The sequence below is a fragment of the Streptomyces sp. NPDC059452 genome (genome assembly GCF_042750035.1).
Lineage (GTDB): Bacteria > Actinomycetota > Actinomycetes > Streptomycetales > Streptomycetaceae > Streptomyces.
This window is the reverse complement of sequence record NZ_JBHYVE010000015.1, coordinates 60,724-77,233: the sequence shown is the minus strand read 5'-3', so window position 1 is coordinate 77,233 and position 16,510 is coordinate 60,724. Positions and strand designations below refer to the sequence as shown.

Sequence of the window (16,510 nt, the reverse complement as noted above, 5' to 3'; positions counted from 1 at the left end):
CCGACCCCGGTCCTCGATCGCCGGACGGCTGAAGGTGGTCCCGGTCCTCCATGCCCGGACGGGCTCAAACGGTCCCCGGACGGGCTTGAAGCGGCCGCCCTTACGCGGCCCGACGCCCCCGCGCAGGAGCGCCGGAACGCCCCGTACCCCGGGACTCGCCACCGGAACGGCCCGCGCCACCACCGGACGCGCCACCCGCACCGGACCCACGCCGCCCCCGCCCCCGGCTCCCGGAGCGCACCGCGCCCCCGCCGGAGCCGGCCGAACCCGAACCGCCCGACCGCGTCCGCTGCTTCGGCGGAGTCGGCTGCGGGACCTCGACGACGATCGCGATCCCGGAGGGCTCACGCGCCCCCGTGATCCGGGACAGCTCCTCGTCGCTGGAGGTGACCCGCGTGGTGCGCGGCGCGATGCCCGCGTCCTGCATCAGCCGGGTCATCTCCCGCTTCTCCTCGGGCAGCACCAGCGTGACGACGCTGCCGGACTCCCCGGCGCGGGCCGTACGGCCGCCCCGGTGGAGGTAGTCCTTGTGGTCGGTCGGCGGGTCCACGTTGACGACGAGGTCGAGGTCGTCGACATGGATGCCCCGGGCCGCCACGTTGGTCGCGACGAGCGCCGTGACCTGGCCGTTCTTGAACTGGTCCAGGGTCCGGTTGCGCTGCGGCTGGGAGCGCCCGCCGTGCAGGGCGGCCGCCCGTACCCCGCTGGCGAGCAGCCGCTTGGCGAACCGGTCGGCGGCACGCTTGGTGTCGACGAACATGATCACGCGGCCGTCCCGGGCGGCGATCTTCGTGGCGACGGCCTTCTTGTCCGTCTCGTCCAGGACGTGGAGCACATGGTGCTCCATCGTGGTGACCGCACCGGCGGACGGGTCGACGGAGTGCACGACCGGGTCGGTGAGGAACATCTTGACGAGGCGGTCGATGTTCTTGTCCAGGGTCGCGGAGAACAGCATGCGCTGCCCGTCCGCCTCGACCTGCTTCAGCAGGGCGACGACCTGCGGCATGAAGCCCATGTCGGCCATCTGGTCGGCCTCGTCGAGGACGGTGATGGAGACCTGGTCCAGCCGGCAGTCGCCACGCTCGATGAGGTCCTTGAGCCGGCCCGGCGTGGCGACGAGCACTTCGGCGCCGCGCCGCAGGGTGGCGGACTGCTTGGTGATCGACATGCCGCCGACGACCGTGGCGAGCCGCAGGTTCACGGAGGTGGCGTACGGGGTCAGCGCGTCGGTGACCTGCTGGGCCAGCTCACGGGTGGGGACGAGGACCATGGCCAGCGGGGCGCGCGGCTCGCTGCGGCGCCCGGCGGTGCGGGCCAGCAGGGCCAGGCCGAAGGCGAGGGTCTTGCCGGAGCCGGTGCGGCCACGGCCGAGGATGTCCCGGCCGGCCAGCGAGTTCGGCAGGGTCGCGCCCTGGATCGGGAACGGCTCGGTGACGCCCTGCGCGGCGAGGGTCTTCAGCAGCGCGGCGGGCATGTCGAGGTCGGCGAAGGCCTCGACGGCGGGCAGTGCGGGGGTCACCGTCTCCGGCAGGGCGAACTCGCCCTGCGGCGGGGTGGCACGGCGGCGGGCCGGAGCCTTGCCACGGGCGGCGCCGCCGCCACGGTTGCCCGACGGGGCCTGCGCCGCAGCGCCCTGTCCCCGGCCACGGGCCGGGCGGGAGCGGGGGGTACGGTCCTGGCGTTCGAAGCGAGTCATACGGAATTGCCCTCCTGGGGATTCCTGGGCAACTGCGGATTCGGATGACTGCCGATGTGCTTGTCCGACCGCTTGTCGTGCGCCCCCAGGATGCGCGCACAAAGCGGGTGGTGGATCGGACAGCTCAAACCTCGGACAGCACAAACCGGGGCCCGCACCTTCACGGTGCGAGCCCCGGTCAGCGAGGTACGCGTCGCGGCAATTAGGCCGGGACGATGTTCTCCGCCTGCGGGCCCTTCTGGCCCTGCGTGACGTCGAAGGAGACCTTCTGGCCCTCCTGGAGCTCACGGAAGCCCGAGGTGGCGATGTTGGAGTAGTGGGCGAAGACGTCGGCGCCGCCGCCGTCCTGCTCGATGAAGCCGAAGCCCTTTTCCGAGTTGAACCACTTCACGGTGCCGGTGGCCATGTCATTCTCCTAAAACAGGTGCAGTGCCGAGAATCCGCACTTTACGGATTCCAAGTCGCCGCATTGAGCCCCATCCGGAGAAAGCCGGAAAACAATAAAGCGCCTGAGGAAGCATTCCCGTCAGGCGCACATAAAGTTCATGGGTACCAAAACTGCAACGGGAACACCGTAGCACGTCCTCTCCTCGCGCGGCGTGACGCACCACACGGCGGGAGGGAAAACTTGGCTGACCAGAGGGGGTACGGCCGGTGTCGCCCGGGTGATCCGCCCCGGGCGCCCGGGGGTCGTCAGAGGCGCTCCACGATGGTCACATTGGCCTGTCCGCCGCCCTCGCACATGGTCTGGAGCCCGTAGCGGCCCCCGGTGCGTTCCAGTTCGTGCAGGAGGGTCGTCATCAGCTTGGCTCCCGTCGCGCCCAGCGGGTGGCCGAGAGCGATCGCCCCGCCGTTGACGTTGACGCGTTCCGGGTCCGCGCCGGTCTCCTTCAGCCAGGCGAGGACGACCGGCGCGAAGGCCTCGTTGATCTCGACGAGGTCGATGGCGTCGATGGTGAGGCCGGTCTTCTTGAGGGCGTACGCGGTGGCGGGGATCGGGGCGGAGAGCATCCGGATCGGGTCCTCTCCCCGTACGGAGAGGTGGTGGACGCGAGCGCGTGGCGTGAGGCCGTGTTCGGCGACGGCCCGCTCCGAGGCGATGAGCAGGGCGGCGGCCCCGTCGGAGACCTGGGAGGAGCAGGCGGCGGTGATCGTGCCACCGGGCAGGACGGGGGCGAGGGCGGCCATCTTCTCCAGGGTGGTGTCGCGGCGCGGCCCCTCGTCGGCGGTGACGTCCCCGTACGCGACGGTCTCGCGGGTGAAGCGGCCCTCGTCGATGGCGCGGACGGCCCGGCGGTGGGAGGTGAGGGCGAACTCCTCCATGCCCCGGCGGTTGATCCCCCACTTCTCGGCGATGAGCTGGGCGCCGTGGAACTGGTTGACGGGCGCGTCGCCGTACCGGGCGCGCCAGCCCGCGCTGCCCGCGTACGGGCCCTCGGTGAGGCCGAGGGGTTCGGCGGCCTGCCGGGAGGCGAAGGCGATGGGGATCTGGGTCATGTTCTGCGTGCCGCCCGCCACCACCAGGTCCTGGGTGCCGGACAGCACGCCCTGGGCCGCGAAGTGCAGGGCCTGCTGGGAGGAGCCGCACTGCCGGTCGATGGTGACGCCCGGGACCTCCTCGGGCAGTCCGGCGGCCAGCCATGACGTACGGGCGATGTCCCCGGCCTGCGGTCCGACGGTGTCCAGGCAGCCGAAGACGACGTCCTCCACGGCCGCCGGGTCGACGCCCGCGCGCCTGACGAGCTCCTTCAGGACGTGGGCGCCGAGGTCGGCGGGGTGGACGGCCCCGAGGCCCCCCTTGCGCCGTCCGACGGGTGTCCGTACCGCTTCGACGATGTAGGCCTCGGCCATGGCTTCTGCTCCTCAAGGGGTGACTCGTACAAAGAGGTGGCTAGATACGCAGGGCGATCCCGTCCAGCACCATCGAGAGGTACTGACGGGCGATCTCCTCGGGGCTGTGGTGTCCGCCGGGCCGGTACCAGGAGGCCGCGACCCAGACGGTGTCGCGGACGAAGCGGTAGGTGAGGCGGATGTCCAGGTCGTCGCGGAAGGTGCCTTCGGCGACGCCGCGTTCCAGGGTGCCGAGCCAGGCCTTCTCGAACTTGACCTGCGAGTCGGCGAGGTAGGCGAAGCGCGGCTGGGTGGCGAGGTGCCTGGACTCCTTCTGGTAGATCGCGACGGCGGGACGGTGCCGGTCGATCTCCCGGAAGGACTCGGTGACGAGTGCCTCGATGGTCTCGCGGGGGCCGAGTCCGGCCGCCAGGACGGCGTCGTACCCCTGCCAGAGCTCGTCGAGGAAGGTGGAGAGGATCTCGTCGACCATCGATTCCTTGGAATCGAAGTGGTAGTAGAGGCTGCCGGCGAGCATCCCCGCCTCGTCCGCGATGCGGCGGACGGTGGTGGCGTTGTATCCCTGGGCGGCGAAGACCTCGGCGGCGGTGGCGAGGAGTTCGCGGCGCCGTTCGGGGGTGGGGGTCACCTGGGGCTTCTTCTTGGTAGGCACCCCGCCATTGTCCGCCCGCCGCCCGTGCGCCTACGCCTACGCATGCTGGCTGCTGACGGGGACGACCTCGCCGGTCATGTACGAGGAGTAGCCGCTCGACAGGAAGACGATCACGTTGGCGATCTCCCAGGGCTCGGCGTACCGGCCGAAGGCCTCCTTCCCGGTGAGTTCGGCGAGCAGTTCGGCGGAGGTGACCTTGGCCAGGTGGGGGTGCATGGCGAGGCTGGGGGCGACGGCGTTGACGCGTACGCCGTAGTCGGCCGCTTCGAGGGCGGCGCAGCGGGTGAGGGCCATGACGCCCGCCTTGGCGGCGGCGTAGTGGGCCTGGCCGCGCTGGGCGCGCCAGCCGACGACGGAGGCGTTGTTGACGATCACGCCTCCGGTACCGGCGGCCTTGAGGGAGCGCAGGGCGGCGCGGGTACAGCGGAAGGTGCCGTTCAGGGTGACATCGAGGATCTTCGTCCACTGGTCGTCGGTCATCTCGGTGAGTTCGGCGGTGCCGCCGAGCCCCGCGTTGTTGACGACGATGTCGAGGCGGCCGTGGGCGGCTTCGGCGTGGGCGAAGAGCGCCCGCACCTGGTTCTCGTCGGTGACATCGCAGGTCAGGGCGGTGACGCGGTCGGCACCGAACTCTTCGGCGAGGGCGTGCGCGCTCTCCTTCAGCCGCCGGGCATGGGCGTCGCCGATGACCACACGGGCGCCCTCCTCCAGGAAGCGGCGGGCGGTGGCGCCGCCGATCCCGGCCCCGGCGGCGGCGGTGACGACGGCGGTGCGGCCGGTCAGCAGTCCGTGTCCCGGCAGGTAGTCCGGTGCGCTCATCGGCTCATCCCCCGGCTTCTCGACGACCTCGGGACCGTACGTTAACCTACCAAACACTTGTTAGGGAACGGCTCCGCCGAAGACAGCCTCACGGAAGGCAGAGCGCTCATGGATCTGGCGCAGACGGCACGGACCGAGGCGCTGCGGGCCGAGGCGCGGCAGTGGCTGCGCGCCCATGTACCCGCCCGCCCGCTCCCCTCCCTGGAGACGGCCGAGGGCTTCGCCGCGCACCGGGAGTGGGAGGCGGAGCTGTACGGGGGCGGGTGGTCGGTCCCCTCCTGGCCCGAGGAGTACGGGGGCCGGGGCGCGGATCTCTTCGGGTGGCTGGCGTTCGAGGAGGAGTACTGGGCGGCGGGCGCGCCGGGCCGGGTCTCGCAGAACGGGATCAGCCTCCTCGCCCCGACCCTCTTCGACCACGGCACCGCCGAGCAGCGCGCCCGGGTGCTGGAGCCGATGGCGCGCGGCGAGGTGATCTGGGCGCAGGCCTGGTCGGAGCCGGAGGCCGGTTCGGACCTGGCGGCGCTGCGTTCGCGGGCGGTGCGTACGGAGGGCGGCTGGCTGCTGTCGGGGCAGAAGACCTGGTCCTCGCGGGCGGCGTTCGCGGACCGGGCGTTCGGGATCTTCCGTACGGACCCGGGGGCGGAGAAGCCGCACCAGGGGCTCACGTACCTGATGTTCGGCCTGCGCGACCCCGGGGTCACGGTGCGCCCCATCGGACGGCTGGACGGGAAGCCCGCCTTCGCCGAGATCTTCCTGGACGAGGTCTTCGTACCGGACGAGGACGTCATCGGGGAGCCGGGCCGGGGCTGGCGCATCGCCATGTCGGCCACCGGCAACGAGCGCGGCCTCACCCTCCGCTCCCCCGGCCGCTTCCTGGCCGCCGCCGACCGGCTGACGGCCCTGTGGCGGGAGGCCGGGGACCCCGGGGACACCGCCGTACGGGACCGGGTGGCGGACGCGGTGATCGGGGCGCGGGCCTACCGGCTGTTCACGGCCGCCTCCGCGTCCCGCTTCGCGGCGGGGGCGGCGCTCGGGGCGGAGTCCAGCCTGAACAAGGTGTTCTGGTCCAGCTTCGACATCGCGCTGCACGAGACCGCGCTCGATCTGCTCGGCCCGGACGCGGAGGCGGCGGACGGGGCGTGGGCGGAGGGGTACGTCTTCGCGCTGGCGGGCCCCGTCTACGCGGGGACCAACGAGATCCAGCGCGACATCATCGCCGAGCGGCTGCTCGGCATGCCGAAGGGACGGCGCTGATGCGCTTCCTCCTCACCGACGAGCAGCGGGAGTTCGCCCGCTCCCTGGACGCGCTGGCGACGGCGGCCGACACCCCCGCTGCCGTACGGGCGTGGGCCGCCGGGGACCACGGTCCGGGGCTGGCCCTGTGGCGGCGGCTGGCGGAGGCGGGGGTGTTCGCGCTGGCGGTCCCGGAGGCGTACGGGGGTGTCGGCCCGCTCCCCGTGGAGGTGGCCGTGGCCTGCGTGGAGCTGGGCCGCCACGGGGTGCCGGGGCCGGTGGTGGAGAGCGTGGCGGCGGGGGTGCTGCTGGGCGGGGTGGGCGGTCCGGTGGCCAAGGAGTGGCTGCCGAGGATCGCGGGCGGTACGGGGGTGGTGTCGCTGGCCATGGAGGGGTATGGGCCGTACGCGCTGGACGCGGATGTGGCGGACGCGGTGTTCACGGTGACCGGGGACGAACTGCGCCTCACGCGGGGGGCCGTGGAGCGGACGCCCTCCGTGGACCCGGCGCGGCGGCTCTTCCGCCCGGCGCCGGGCGGCGAGCTGGTGGCGGCCGGGGCGCGGGTGCACGAGGCGGCGCGGGCGGCGGGCACCTGGGCCGCCTTCGCGACGGCGGCCCAGGCACTCGGCTGCGGCGAGGAGCTGCTGCGGGCGACGGTGGCGTACGTCAAGCAGCGCACCCAGTTCGGTGTGCCCGTCGGCTCCTTCCAGGCGGTCAAGCACCGCCTCGCGGACACCCTGCTCGGCCTGGAGTTCGCGCGCCCGCTGCTGTACGGGGCGGCGGCGGAGCTGGCCGATGGCGCACCCGAGGCCGGGGCGGCGGTCGCGGCGGCGAAGGTGGCGGCGGGCGAGGCGGGGTACGCGGCGGCCCGCACCGCGCTGCAACTGCACGGTGCGGTGGGGTACACCGAGGAGCTGGACCTGGCCTGGTGGCTGCGCCGGGCCCGGCCGCTGCGGGACGCGTGGGGGACGCCGTCGGCGTGCCGGGCGCGGGTGCTTGAGGGGTGAGCGGAGCAGGCCTGCACGCCGGGGTCAGTCCGCCTCCGGCCTCCGGACCGGCGTCACTTCCGGCGTACCGTACGCAGCGGCTGTCCCGGCCGCCACGACTCGATGACCAGGAAGTCGCCGTCCAGCCCGATGCGGACCACCTCGGTCAGCTCCGCCCGGAAGAGATGGAACGGCTGGGGCGGGTCGGCGTCCTCGATGACGCGGGCCAGGAACTCCGGGTCGGTGACCTCCACGGCCCGGCCGCTGACGCGGACATCGCCGTCGGCCATCTCGGCGTCGGGCCCCGGGTTGGCGTGGAACGCGAAGCGCGGGTCGCGGCGCAGGTCCAGGGCCTTGCGGGAGTCCGGCATCATGCCGAGCAGCAGCTCGTCGAAGCGGAAGTCGGCCTCCAGGCCGGTGACGCGGGGCGAGCCGTCCGCGCGCAGGGTGGCGAGGACATGGTGCTTGTAGAGCTGGAAGCGCCGGCGCACGGTGTCGGCGAAGACGGGCTCGGCGGCGGCGAAGACGCCCCAGGAGACAGGTGAGGAAGGAGAGGAAGGAGAGGAAGGAGAGGAAGGCGAGGAAGGCGAGGGAGAAGACGTCATGGGCGCCATCGAACACCCGATACCCGACACCTTCTGTCCGGTATCGCCGACCGGCTCCGCCCGGTCACACGTCCGAGAACGTGATCACCACCGCCTGGCCCATCGTCCGCAGCACTCCGGGCGACGCGTCCTCGGCCAGCACCGCGTCGTAGCGGTCGAGCCGGATGTCCGTACCGTCGAGCACGGCCCCGTCGTCCAGGGAGAGGGCGAGGACCGCGCCGCCCGGGGGTGCCATCAGGCGTACGGTGCCGCAGACGACGGCGGTCTCCGCCCGCGTACGCCCCCTGCGGTACATCACGTTGAGGTTGACGACCGGTCCGGCCAGCAGGAAGCCCTCGGTCGGGCGGTCGCCGGGGAAGTCGTGCGGCCACAGAGGTTCGTCGACGATGTGGTGTTCGCCGCCGACGACGAGGTCCATGCCCGCGCCCTCGACGACGGTCAGGGTGCGGTCGATGCCGGGGAAGAGGGAGAACGGACCGTCGGCGGTGACATCCGCGAGGCTCACCCGCCAGTCGAACGCGTCGGTGCCTCCGGGAGCGGCCGCCACCTCGCGGGTGAGCCCGCCGCCGTTCTTCCAGGGGACGGGCTCACGGTCGGCGGCGCGCAGGACACGGACGCTCATCGGACGATCCCCTGGGCCTCGGCGGCGGCCAGCCAGTGCGGGAACTCCGCCACCAGCCGGTCGTAGAGTTCGGCGTCCGGGACCTTGCGGGGGTCGGGTCCGGCGTGGAAGTACCCGGCGTTGTCGACCGCCCGCTTGGCGGGGACGGCCAGCTCGTCGAGCTTGCGCAGGAAGTCGAACTGGGTGCTGCGGGTGTCGCCGAAGCCGATGAACTGCCAGAACAGCGGCAGCTTCGCGGCCTTGCAGAGGTAGCGCTCGGCGGCGAGCTTGCTGGTGGGCCCGCCGTCCGTCTGGAAGACGACCAGGGCGGGCGCGGTGGAGCCGCTGTCGAGGTAGTGGTCGATGACGGCGTCCATGGCGAGGTGGTAGTTCGTGCGGCCCATGTGCCCGAGGTTCGCCACGATCTTGTCGATGATCCCGTGGTGGTCGCTCAGCCCGGCCTCCCCGAACCCGTCGATGCCGGTGGAGAAGAACACCACGGGGACGCGCCCGTCGTCGTCGAGGTGGGCCGAGAGGCCCAGCACCTGGTCGGCCAGGGCCTGGACGCTGCCGTCCTTGTAGTACTCGCGCATCGAGCCGGAGTAGTCGAGCACGAGGTAGACGGCCGCCCGCCGGCCGTTCAGCCCGTGCTTGGCCAGCGAGACCCCGGCGCTCTTGTAGAGGCTGACGAGACCGGGAGCCGTCTCCTGGACCTTGCTCAGGCTGATGGCCGGGCCGGTGCCCACGGCCGTGTTCGAACCGTGCATGACGGCCCCCCGTTCTCCGTACTGCTCTCCGTACCGCGGACTGCGGACCTTGAGGGTAGGTCACCGCCCGGCCCCCGGTCCGTGGGTCCTTCACACCCGTTCGCTATCTTGATCGCCGCCGCCCACACCGGCCCCGCAACGCACTTCCCAGTGAAACAGTGAAGGAGCCGGTCATGGAGGCCGCCGCCACCACGTGTTACCGCCATCCGTCGTACGAGACGTATGTGCGCTGCACCCGCTGCGAGCGCACCATCTGCCCGGACTGCATGCACGAGGCCGCCGTCGGCTACCACTGCACGGAGTGCGTGAAGGAGGGGCACCGTTCGGTACGGCGGGCCCGGACGGTGTTCGGCGGGGCGGTGTCCGGGGCGATGGCTCCGGTGGTGACGTACGTCCTGATGGCGCTCAACGTGCTCGCCTACATCGGCGAGGTGGTCCGGCCCGAGATCGTGGACCGGTTCGCGGTGCTCGGTGCCGTACTCACCGGGCCGGACGGCGAGCAGTACTACTACCGGGGCGAGTCGTTCCCCGGGTACGAGCTGTCGGGGATCGCGGACGGCGAGTGGTACCGGCTGGTGACCGGGGCGTTCCTGCACCTGCCGCCGGACACCTCGTTCGGGGTGATGCACCTGCTGTTCAACATGTTCGCCCTGTGGAACATCGGCCGGGCGGTGGAGGGGCAGCTCGGCCGGGCCCGTTATCTGGCGCTGTATCTGCTGGCGGCGGTGGGCGGTTCGGTCGCCGTGTATCTGCTGGCGCCGGACACGTCCACCGTCGGCGCCTCGGGTGCGGTGTTCGGGCTGGCCGCCGCGTACTGGGTCATCAACCGGCGGCTGGGCCATGACATGGCGGCGGTCAACCGGTTCATGGCGGGGTTCCTGCTCTGGATGGTGCTCTCGGCCCTGTTCACCTCGTGGCAGGGGCACCTGGGCGGGCTGCTGACCGGGGCGCTGGTGACGTACGGGCTCGCCTACGCCCCGGCGAGGCTGCGGACCTGGCCGGTCCAGCTCGCGGGCGGGGTGGTGCTGCTGGGTCTGTTCGCGGTGGCGGTGGCGGTGCAGACCTCGGCGCTGACGGGCGGCGGGGTCTGAGAGAGCCGGCCGGTCGGACGTAACACCGGGCCGAACCGGCTCCGGACCCGACCGGCCCCGGACGCGCCACGGCGCCCACTGAGTCCGGTCGGGGACAGGCGGGCGCCGCGTTCAGTTCCGTACGCCGTTGTACGGGACGTATCTGGGGGCTCACCCCCGGGCCGCGTGGGCCCAGGGGGAACCCGGGTGGTGCTCAGACCAGCAGGGCGCGGTCCGTCGGGCGGACCGGGGCCGGCAGGGCGCTGGTCCCGGTCAGGAAGCGGTCCACTCCGCGGGCGGCGGAGCGGCCCTCGGCGATCGCCCAGACGATCAGCGACTGGCCGCGTCCCGCGTCACCGGCGACGAAGACGCCGTCGACGTTGGTCGCGTAGTGCTCGTCGCGGGCGACGTTGCCGCGCTGGTCGAGCTCCAGGCCGAACTGCTGGACCAGACCGTTGGACTGGTCGGTTCCGGTGAAGCCCATGGCGAGGGTGACGAGCTGCGCGGGAAGGCGCCGCTCGGTGCCGGGCTTCTGCTCCAGCTTACCGTCCTTGAACTCGACCTCGACCAGGTGGAGGGCAGCCACGTTTCCGTCCTCGTCCCCCTCGAAGTGGGTGGTGGAGACGGAGTAGACCCTCTCGCCGCCCTCCTCGTGCGCGGAGGTGACCTTGTAGAGCATCGGGAAGGTCGGCCAGGGCTGGTTGGCGTTCCGCTCCTCGCCCGGCTTCGGCATGATCTCCAGCTGGGTGACGGAGGCCGCGCCCTGGCGGTGGGCGGTGCCCACGCAGTCGGCTCCGGTGTCGCCGCCGCCGATGACGACGACGTGCTTGCCGCCCGCGTGGATCGGGGCGACGGTCAGGTCGCCCTCCTGCACCTTGTTGGCGAGCGGCAGGTACTCCATCGCGAAGTGGACGCCGTTCAGCTCGCGGCCGGGGACCGGCAGGTCGCGGGAGACGGTGGCACCGGCCGCGATGACGACCGCGTCGTAGCGGCGGCGGAGCTTGGCGGCGTCGATGTCCTGGCCGATCTCCACCCCCGTACGGAACTTGGTGCCCTCCAGTCGCATCTGCTCGATGCGGCGGTTGATGTGCGACTTCTCCATCTTGAACTCGGGGATGCCGTAGCGGAGGAGGCCCCCGATGCGGTCCGCGCGCTCGTAGACGACGACGGTGTGACCGGCCCGGGTCAGCTGCTGGGCGGCGGCGAGACCCGCCGGGCCCGAGCCGATGACCGCGACGGTCTTGCCGGAGAGGCGCTCGGGCGGCTGCGGGGTGACGTCGCCGCTGTCCCACGCCTTGTCGATGATGGAGACCTCGACGTTCTTGATGGTGACGGCCGGCTGGTTGATGCCGAGGACGCACGCCGACTCGCAGGGGGCCGGGCAGAGCCGCCCGGTGAACTCCGGGAAGTTGTTCGTGGCGTGCAGCCGCTCGGAGGCGGCGGTCCAGTCCTCGCGGTAGGCGTAGTCGTTCCACTCGGGGATGAGGTTTCCGAGCGGGCAGCCGTTGTGGCAGAACGGGATGCCGCAGTCCATGCAGCGGCCGGCCTGCTTGCTGATGATCGGGAGCAGCGAGCCCGGAACGTAGACCTCGTTCCAGTCCTTGACGCGCTCGGCCACGGGGCGGGTCTGGGCGACCTCGCGTCCGGTGGTCAGGAAGCCCTTGGGGTCAGCCATTGGTCGCCGCCTCCATCATCTTCTCGGTGGTCTCCTGCTCGGAGAGACCGGCGAGCTCAGCGGCGTCCTTGGCGGCGAGCACTGCCTTGTACGTGGACGGGATGATCTTGCTGAAGCGGGTCACGGCGGTGTCCCACTCGGCCAGGAGCTTCCCGGCGACGGTGGAGCCGGTCTCCTCCTGGTGGCGGCGCACCACGTCGTGCAGCCACCGCTGGTCGGTGTCGGTGAGCTCCTCGACGGCGCCGAGGTTGCCCACGTTGACGTTGTCGCGGTTCAGGTCGATGACGTACGCGACACCGCCCGACATACCGGCGGCGAAGTTCCGTCCGGTCTCGCCGAGGACGACGGCGTGGCCGCCGGTCATGTACTCGCAGCCGTGGTCGCCGACGCCTTCGGAGACGACGAGCGCGCCGGAGTTACGGACGCAGAAGCGCTCGCCGGTACGGCCACGCAGGAAGAGTTCGCCGCCGGTCGCTCCGTAGCCAATGGTGTTGCCCGCGATGGTGGAGTACTCGGCGAGGTGGTCGGCGCCCCGGTCGGGGCGGACGACGACCCGGCCGCCGGAGAGGCCCTTGCCGACGTAGTCGTTGGCGTCGCCCTCCAGGCGCAGGGTGACCCCGCGCGGCAGGAAGGCGCCGAAGGACTGGCCTGCCGAGCCGGTGAAGGTGATGTCGATGGTGTTCTCGGGCAGGCCCGCACCGCCGAACTTCTTGGTCACCTCGTGGCCGAGCATGGTGCCGACCGTGCGGTTGATGTTGCGGATGGCGACCTGGGCCCGGACCGGCTGGGCGGCCTCGGGGCTGTCGGCGCCGAGCGCGTCGGCGGCCAGCTTGATCAGCTGGTTGTCGAGCGCCTTCGTCAGCCCGTGGTCCTGCTCGACGATTCGGTGGCGGACCGCGCCCTCGGGCAGCTCGGGGACGTGGAAGAGCGGGGTGAGGTCGAGGCCCTGTGCCTTCCAGTGGGTGATGGCCCGGTCCTTGTCGAGGATCTCGGCGTGGCCGACGGCCTCCTCGATGGAGCGGAAGCCCAGCTCGGCGAGGATCTCGCGGACCTCTTCGGCGATGAACTCGAAGAAGTTGACGACGTACTCGGCCTTGCCGGAGAACCGGTCGCGCAGGACCGGGTTCTGGGTGGCGATGCCGACCGGGCAGGTGTCCAGGTGGCAGACGCGCATCATGACGCAGCCGGAGACGACGAGCGGCGCGGTCGCGAAACCGAACTCCTCGGCGCCGAGGAGGGCGGCGATGACGACGTCACGGCCGGTCTTGAGCTGGCCGTCGGTCTGCACGACGATGCGGTCGCGCAGCCCGTTGAGGAGCAGCGTCTGCTGGGTCTCGGCGAGACCGAGCTCCCAGGGGCCGCCCGCGTGCTTGAGGGAGGTGAGCGGGGACGCGCCCGTTCCGCCGTCGTGGCCGGAGATGAGGACGACATCCGCGTGGGCCTTGGAGACACCCGCGGCGACCGTGCCGACGCCGACCTCGGAGACCAGCTTCACGTGGATGCGGGCCACGGGGTTGGCGTTCTTGAGGTCGTGGATCAGCTGCGCGAGGTCTTCGATGGAGTAGATGTCGTGGTGCGGCGGCGGCGAGATGAGGCCGACGCCGGGGGTGGAGTGCCGGGTCTTGGCGACCCAGGGGTAGACCTTGTGGCCGGGCAGCTGGCCGCCCTCGCCGGGCTTGGCACCCTGGGCCATCTTGATCTGGATGTCGTCCGCGTTGACCAGGTACTCGCTGGTCACACCGAAGCGGCCGGAGGCGACCTGCTTGATGGAGGAGCGGCGCGCCGGGTCGTAGAGGCGGTCGGGGTCCTCGCCGCCCTCTCCGGTGTTGGACTTGCCGCCGAGCTGGTTCATCGCGATGGCCAGCGTCTCGTGCGCCTCGCGGGAGATGGAGCCGTACGACATGGCACCCGTGGAGAACCGCTTGACGATCTCGGAGGCGGGCTCGACCTCGTCGACGGAGATCGGGGCCCGGCCGGAGGTGAAGCCGAAGAGGCCGCGGAGCGTCATGAGGCGCTCGGACTGCTCGTTCACCCGGTCCGTGTACTGCTTGAAGATGTCGTAGCGGCGGTTACGGGTGGCGTGCTGGAGGCGGAAGACCGTCTCCGGGTCGAACAGGTGCGGCTCGCCCTCGCGGCGCCACTGGTACTCGCCGCCGATCTCCAGCGCGCGGTGCGAGGCCGCGATGCCGGAGGCGGGGTACGCCTTGGTGTGCCGGGCGGCGACCTCCTTGGCGACGACCTCCAGGCCGGCGCCGCCGATCTTGGTGGCGGTGCCGTTGAAGTACGTCCCGACGAACTCCTCGTCCAGGCCGACGGCCTCGAAGACCTGGGCGCCCCGGTAGGAGGCGACGGTGGAGATGCCCATCTTGGACATGACCTTCAGGACGCCCTTGCCGAGCGCGTAGATCAGGTTCCGGATGGCCTGCTCGGCCTCGATGTTCTCGATGAACGTACCGGCGCGGACCAGGTCCTCGACGGACTCCATCGCGAGGTACGGGTTGACGGCGGCGGCGCCGTAACCGATGAGCAGGGCGACGTGGTGGACCTCGCGGACGTCCCCGGCCTCGACCAGCAGCCCCACCTGGGTGCGCTGCTTGGTGCGGATGAGGTGGTGGTGGACGGCGGAGGTGAGCAGCAGCGAGGGGATCGGGGCGTGCTCGGCGTCGGAGTGCCGGTCGGAGAGGACGATGAGGCGGGCGCCGTCCTCGATGGCGGCGTCGACCTCGGTGCAGATCTCCTCGATCCGGGCGGCCAGGGCGTCACCGCCGCCGCTCACCCGGTAGAGACCGGCGAGGGTGGCGGCCTTCATGCCCGGCATGTCGCCGTCGGCGTTGATGTGTATCAGCTTGGCGAGCTCGTCGTTGTCGATCACCGGGAACGGCAGCGTCACGCTGCGGCAGGCCGCGGCGGTCGGCTCCAGGATGTTGCCCTGGGGGCCGAGCGAGGAGCGCAGCGAGGTGACCAGCTCTTCGCGGATGGCGTCCAGCGGCGGGTTGGTGACCTGGGCGAAGAGCTGGGTGAAGTAGTCGAAGAGGAGCCGGGGGCGCTCGGAGAGCGCGGCGATCGGCGAGTCGGTGCCCATGGAGCCCAGCGGCTCACCGGCGGTGCGGGCCATCGGCGCGAGGATGACGCGCAGCTCTTCCTCGGTGTAGCCGAAGGTCTGCTGGCGGCGGGTGACCGAGGCATGGGTGTGGACGATGTGCTCGCGCTCGGGCAGGTCGCTCAGCTCGATCTCACCGGTCCGCAGCCACTCCTGGTACGGCTGCTCGGCGGCGAGGGACGCCTTGATCTCGTCGTCCTCGATGATGCGGTGCTCGGCGGTGTCGACGAGGAACATCTTGCCGGGCTGGAGGCGGCCCTTGCGGACGACCTTGGCCGGGTCGATGTCGAGGACGCCGACCTCGGAGGAGAGGACGACGAGGCCGTCGTCGGTGACCCAGTAGCGGCCGGGACGCAGACCGTTGCGGTCGAGGACCGCGCCGACCTGGACGCCGTCGGTGAAGGTGACGCAGGCCGGGCCGTCCCAGGGCTCCATCATCGTGGAGTGGTACTGGTAGAAGGCGCGCCGGGCCGGGTCCATGGAGTCGTGGTTCTCCCACGCCTCGGGGACCATCATCAGCACCGAGTGCGGCAGCGAGCGCCCGCCGAGGTGCAGCAGCTCCAGGACCTCGTCGAAGGAGGCGGAGTCGGAGGCGTCCGGGGTGCAGACGGGGAAGATCCGGTCGAGCTGCGCCTGCCCGAAGAGGGAGGAGGCGAGCTGGGACTCGCGGGCCTTCATCCAGTTGCGGTTGCCCTTGACCGTGTTGATCTCGCCGTTGTGCGCGACGAAGCGGTACGGGTGGGCCAGCGGCCAGCTCGGGAAGGTGTTGGTGGAGAAGCGGGAGTGGACCAGCGCGACCGTGGAGGCGAAGCGGCGGTCGGAGAGGTCCGGGAAGAACGGCTCCAGCTGCCCGGTGGTGAGCATGCCCTTGTAGACGATGGTGCGGGCGGAGAGCGAGGGGAAGTACACCCCGGCCTCACGCTCGGCACGCTTGCGCAGGACGAAGGCCTTGCGGTCCAGGACGATGCCGGTGGACTCGCCGTCGGCGACGAAGACCTGACGGAACTCGGGCATGGTGGCGCGGGCGCCGTTGCCGAGGAGTGCGGGGGTGACCGGGACATCGCGCCAGCCGAGGACGGTCAGGCCCTCCTGGGTGGCGATCTCCTCGATCGCGCGGACGGCCTCGGTGGAGCCGTCGGCGGGGAGGAAGGCGATGCCGACGGCGTACGCACCCGCCTCGGGAAGCTCGAAAGGGGTCTCGGCGCGCAGGAAGGCGTCCGGGACCTGGCACAGGATGCCGGCGCCGTCGCCGGAGTCGGGCTCGGAGCCGGTGGCGCCGCGGTGTTCGAGGTTGCGCAGTACGGTCAGCGCCTGCTCGACCAGCTCATGGCTGGCCACACCGGTCAGAGTGGCCACGAACCCGACGCCACAGGCGTCGTGCTCGTTACGGGGGTCGTACATCCCCTGCTGGGCGGGGCGACCGTCCATGGGCGACCAGGCGTCGATACGCATCGG

The 16,510-nt window shown here is 71.6% G+C and carries 13 protein-coding genes; 3 read left to right on the top strand and 10 right to left on the bottom strand.

Annotated features, from left to right (window positions below; all coding sequences use genetic code 11):
• Positions 1-100: 100 nt before the first annotated feature.
• From ACFW9Z_RS20680 to ACFW9Z_RS20660, 5 genes are all read right to left on the bottom strand, one after another.
• Entirely contained in the window at positions 101-1,696 is a 1,596-nt protein-coding gene (locus tag ACFW9Z_RS20680; protein ID WP_384642759.1) for a DEAD/DEAH box helicase, read from the bottom strand.
• A gap of 202 nt (positions 1,697-1,898) precedes the next feature.
• Positions 1,899-2,102: a cold-shock protein gene (locus ACFW9Z_RS20675; RefSeq protein ID WP_003969786.1), complete on the bottom strand. Its 204-nt coding sequence runs from the start codon at positions 2,100-2,102 to the stop codon at positions 1,899-1,901.
• Between the two features lie 287 nt (positions 2,103-2,389).
• Positions 2,390-3,547, bottom strand: coding sequence for an acetyl-CoA C-acetyltransferase (locus tag ACFW9Z_RS20670; RefSeq protein ID WP_384642756.1), 1,158 nt, complete (start codon positions 3,545-3,547; stop codon positions 2,390-2,392).
• Between the two features lie 40 nt (positions 3,548-3,587).
• Complete coding sequence (locus ACFW9Z_RS20665; protein ID WP_384642753.1) at positions 3,588-4,199, bottom strand: TetR/AcrR family transcriptional regulator; 612 nt, start codon at positions 4,197-4,199, stop codon at positions 3,588-3,590.
• A gap of 36 nt (positions 4,200-4,235) precedes the next feature.
• Positions 4,236-5,018: an SDR family oxidoreductase gene (locus tag ACFW9Z_RS20660; RefSeq protein WP_384642746.1), complete on the bottom strand. Its 783-nt coding sequence runs from the start codon at positions 5,016-5,018 to the stop codon at positions 4,236-4,238.
• 108 nt (positions 5,019-5,126) lie between these two features.
• Here ACFW9Z_RS20660 and ACFW9Z_RS20655 point away from each other — a divergent pair, with 108 nt between their 5' ends.
• Both ACFW9Z_RS20655 and ACFW9Z_RS20650 read left to right on the top strand, forming a co-directional pair.
• On the top strand, positions 5,127-6,272 hold the full coding sequence (locus ACFW9Z_RS20655; RefSeq protein WP_384642743.1) for an acyl-CoA dehydrogenase family protein: 1,146 nt from the start codon (positions 5,127-5,129) through the stop codon (positions 6,270-6,272).
• The gene (locus tag ACFW9Z_RS20650) at positions 6,272-7,258 is read left to right on the top strand and encodes an acyl-CoA dehydrogenase family protein (RefSeq protein ID WP_384642740.1); all 987 of its coding nucleotides are present in this window, start codon (positions 6,272-6,274) and stop codon (positions 7,256-7,258) included. The genes ACFW9Z_RS20655 and ACFW9Z_RS20650 overlap by 1 nt, the downstream gene beginning before the upstream one ends.
• A gap of 53 nt (positions 7,259-7,311) precedes the next feature.
• Here ACFW9Z_RS20650 and ACFW9Z_RS20645 read toward each other — a convergent pair whose 3' ends face one another.
• The 3 genes from ACFW9Z_RS20645 to ACFW9Z_RS20635 all read right to left on the bottom strand — a co-directional run bounded on the left by ACFW9Z_RS20645 (position 7,312) and on the right by ACFW9Z_RS20635 (position 9,210).
• Positions 7,312-7,842: a pyridoxamine 5'-phosphate oxidase family protein gene (locus ACFW9Z_RS20645; protein ID WP_384642737.1), complete on the bottom strand. Its 531-nt coding sequence runs from the start codon at positions 7,840-7,842 to the stop codon at positions 7,312-7,314.
• A gap of 64 nt (positions 7,843-7,906) precedes the next feature.
• Positions 7,907-8,464, bottom strand: coding sequence for a HutD family protein (locus ACFW9Z_RS20640; protein ID WP_384642734.1), 558 nt, complete (start codon positions 8,462-8,464; stop codon positions 7,907-7,909).
• Positions 8,461-9,210 carry a vWA domain-containing protein gene (locus ACFW9Z_RS20635; RefSeq protein ID WP_384642731.1) on the bottom strand — a complete coding sequence of 250 codons (750 nt, stop codon included), beginning with the start codon at positions 9,208-9,210 and terminating at the stop codon, positions 8,461-8,463. The genes ACFW9Z_RS20640 and ACFW9Z_RS20635 overlap by 4 nt, the downstream gene beginning before the upstream one ends.
• 173 nt (positions 9,211-9,383) lie before the next feature.
• On the opposite strand from ACFW9Z_RS20635, the gene ACFW9Z_RS20630 reads away from it, so the two are divergent.
• The gene (locus ACFW9Z_RS20630) at positions 9,384-10,301 is read left to right on the top strand and encodes a rhomboid family intramembrane serine protease (RefSeq protein ID WP_384642728.1); all 918 of its coding nucleotides are present in this window, start codon (positions 9,384-9,386) and stop codon (positions 10,299-10,301) included.
• Positions 10,302-10,494: 193 nt separating this feature from the next.
• Here the strand turns inward: ACFW9Z_RS20630 and ACFW9Z_RS20625 are convergent, their stop codons facing one another.
• Complete coding sequence (locus ACFW9Z_RS20625) at positions 10,495-11,955, bottom strand: glutamate synthase subunit beta (protein ID WP_384642725.1); 1,461 nt, start codon at positions 11,953-11,955, stop codon at positions 10,495-10,497.
• Complete coding sequence (gene gltB / locus ACFW9Z_RS20620; protein ID WP_384642722.1) at positions 11,948-16,507, bottom strand: glutamate synthase large subunit; 4,560 nt, start codon at positions 16,505-16,507, stop codon at positions 11,948-11,950. Before gltB ends, ACFW9Z_RS20625 begins: the two co-directional genes overlap by 8 nt.
• Between the last annotated feature and the right edge of the window lie 3 nt (positions 16,508-16,510).

Coding starts and splice junctions, on each gene's coding strand:
- ACFW9Z_RS20625 (WP_384642725.1), bottom strand. CDS start 11,955: ATGGCTGACCCCAAGGGCTTCCTGACCACCGGACGCGAGGTCGCCCAG.
- gltB (WP_384642722.1), bottom strand. CDS start 16,507: ATGCGTATCGACGCCTGGTCGCCCATGGACGGTCGCCCCGCCCAGCAG.
- ACFW9Z_RS20655 (WP_384642743.1), top strand. CDS start 5,127: ATGGATCTGGCGCAGACGGCACGGACCGAGGCGCTGCGGGCCGAGGCG.
- ACFW9Z_RS20670 (WP_384642756.1), bottom strand. CDS start 3,547: ATGGCCGAGGCCTACATCGTCGAAGCGGTACGGACACCCGTCGGACGG.
- ACFW9Z_RS20635 (WP_384642731.1), bottom strand. CDS start 9,210: ATGCACGGTTCGAACACGGCCGTGGGCACCGGCCCGGCCATCAGCCTG.
- ACFW9Z_RS20630 (WP_384642728.1), top strand. CDS start 9,384: ATGGAGGCCGCCGCCACCACGTGTTACCGCCATCCGTCGTACGAGACG.
- ACFW9Z_RS20660 (WP_384642746.1), bottom strand. CDS start 5,018: ATGAGCGCACCGGACTACCTGCCGGGACACGGACTGCTGACCGGCCGC.
- ACFW9Z_RS20650 (WP_384642740.1), top strand. CDS start 6,272: ATGCGCTTCCTCCTCACCGACGAGCAGCGGGAGTTCGCCCGCTCCCTG.
- ACFW9Z_RS20675 (WP_003969786.1), bottom strand. CDS start 2,102: ATGGCCACCGGCACCGTGAAGTGGTTCAACTCGGAAAAGGGCTTCGGC.
- ACFW9Z_RS20640 (WP_384642734.1), bottom strand. CDS start 8,464: ATGAGCGTCCGTGTCCTGCGCGCCGCCGACCGTGAGCCCGTCCCCTGG.
- ACFW9Z_RS20680 (WP_384642759.1), bottom strand. CDS start 1,696: ATGACTCGCTTCGAACGCCAGGACCGTACCCCCCGCTCCCGCCCGGCC.
- ACFW9Z_RS20645 (WP_384642737.1), bottom strand. CDS start 7,842: ATGACGTCTTCTCCCTCGCCTTCCTCGCCTTCCTCTCCTTCCTCTCCT.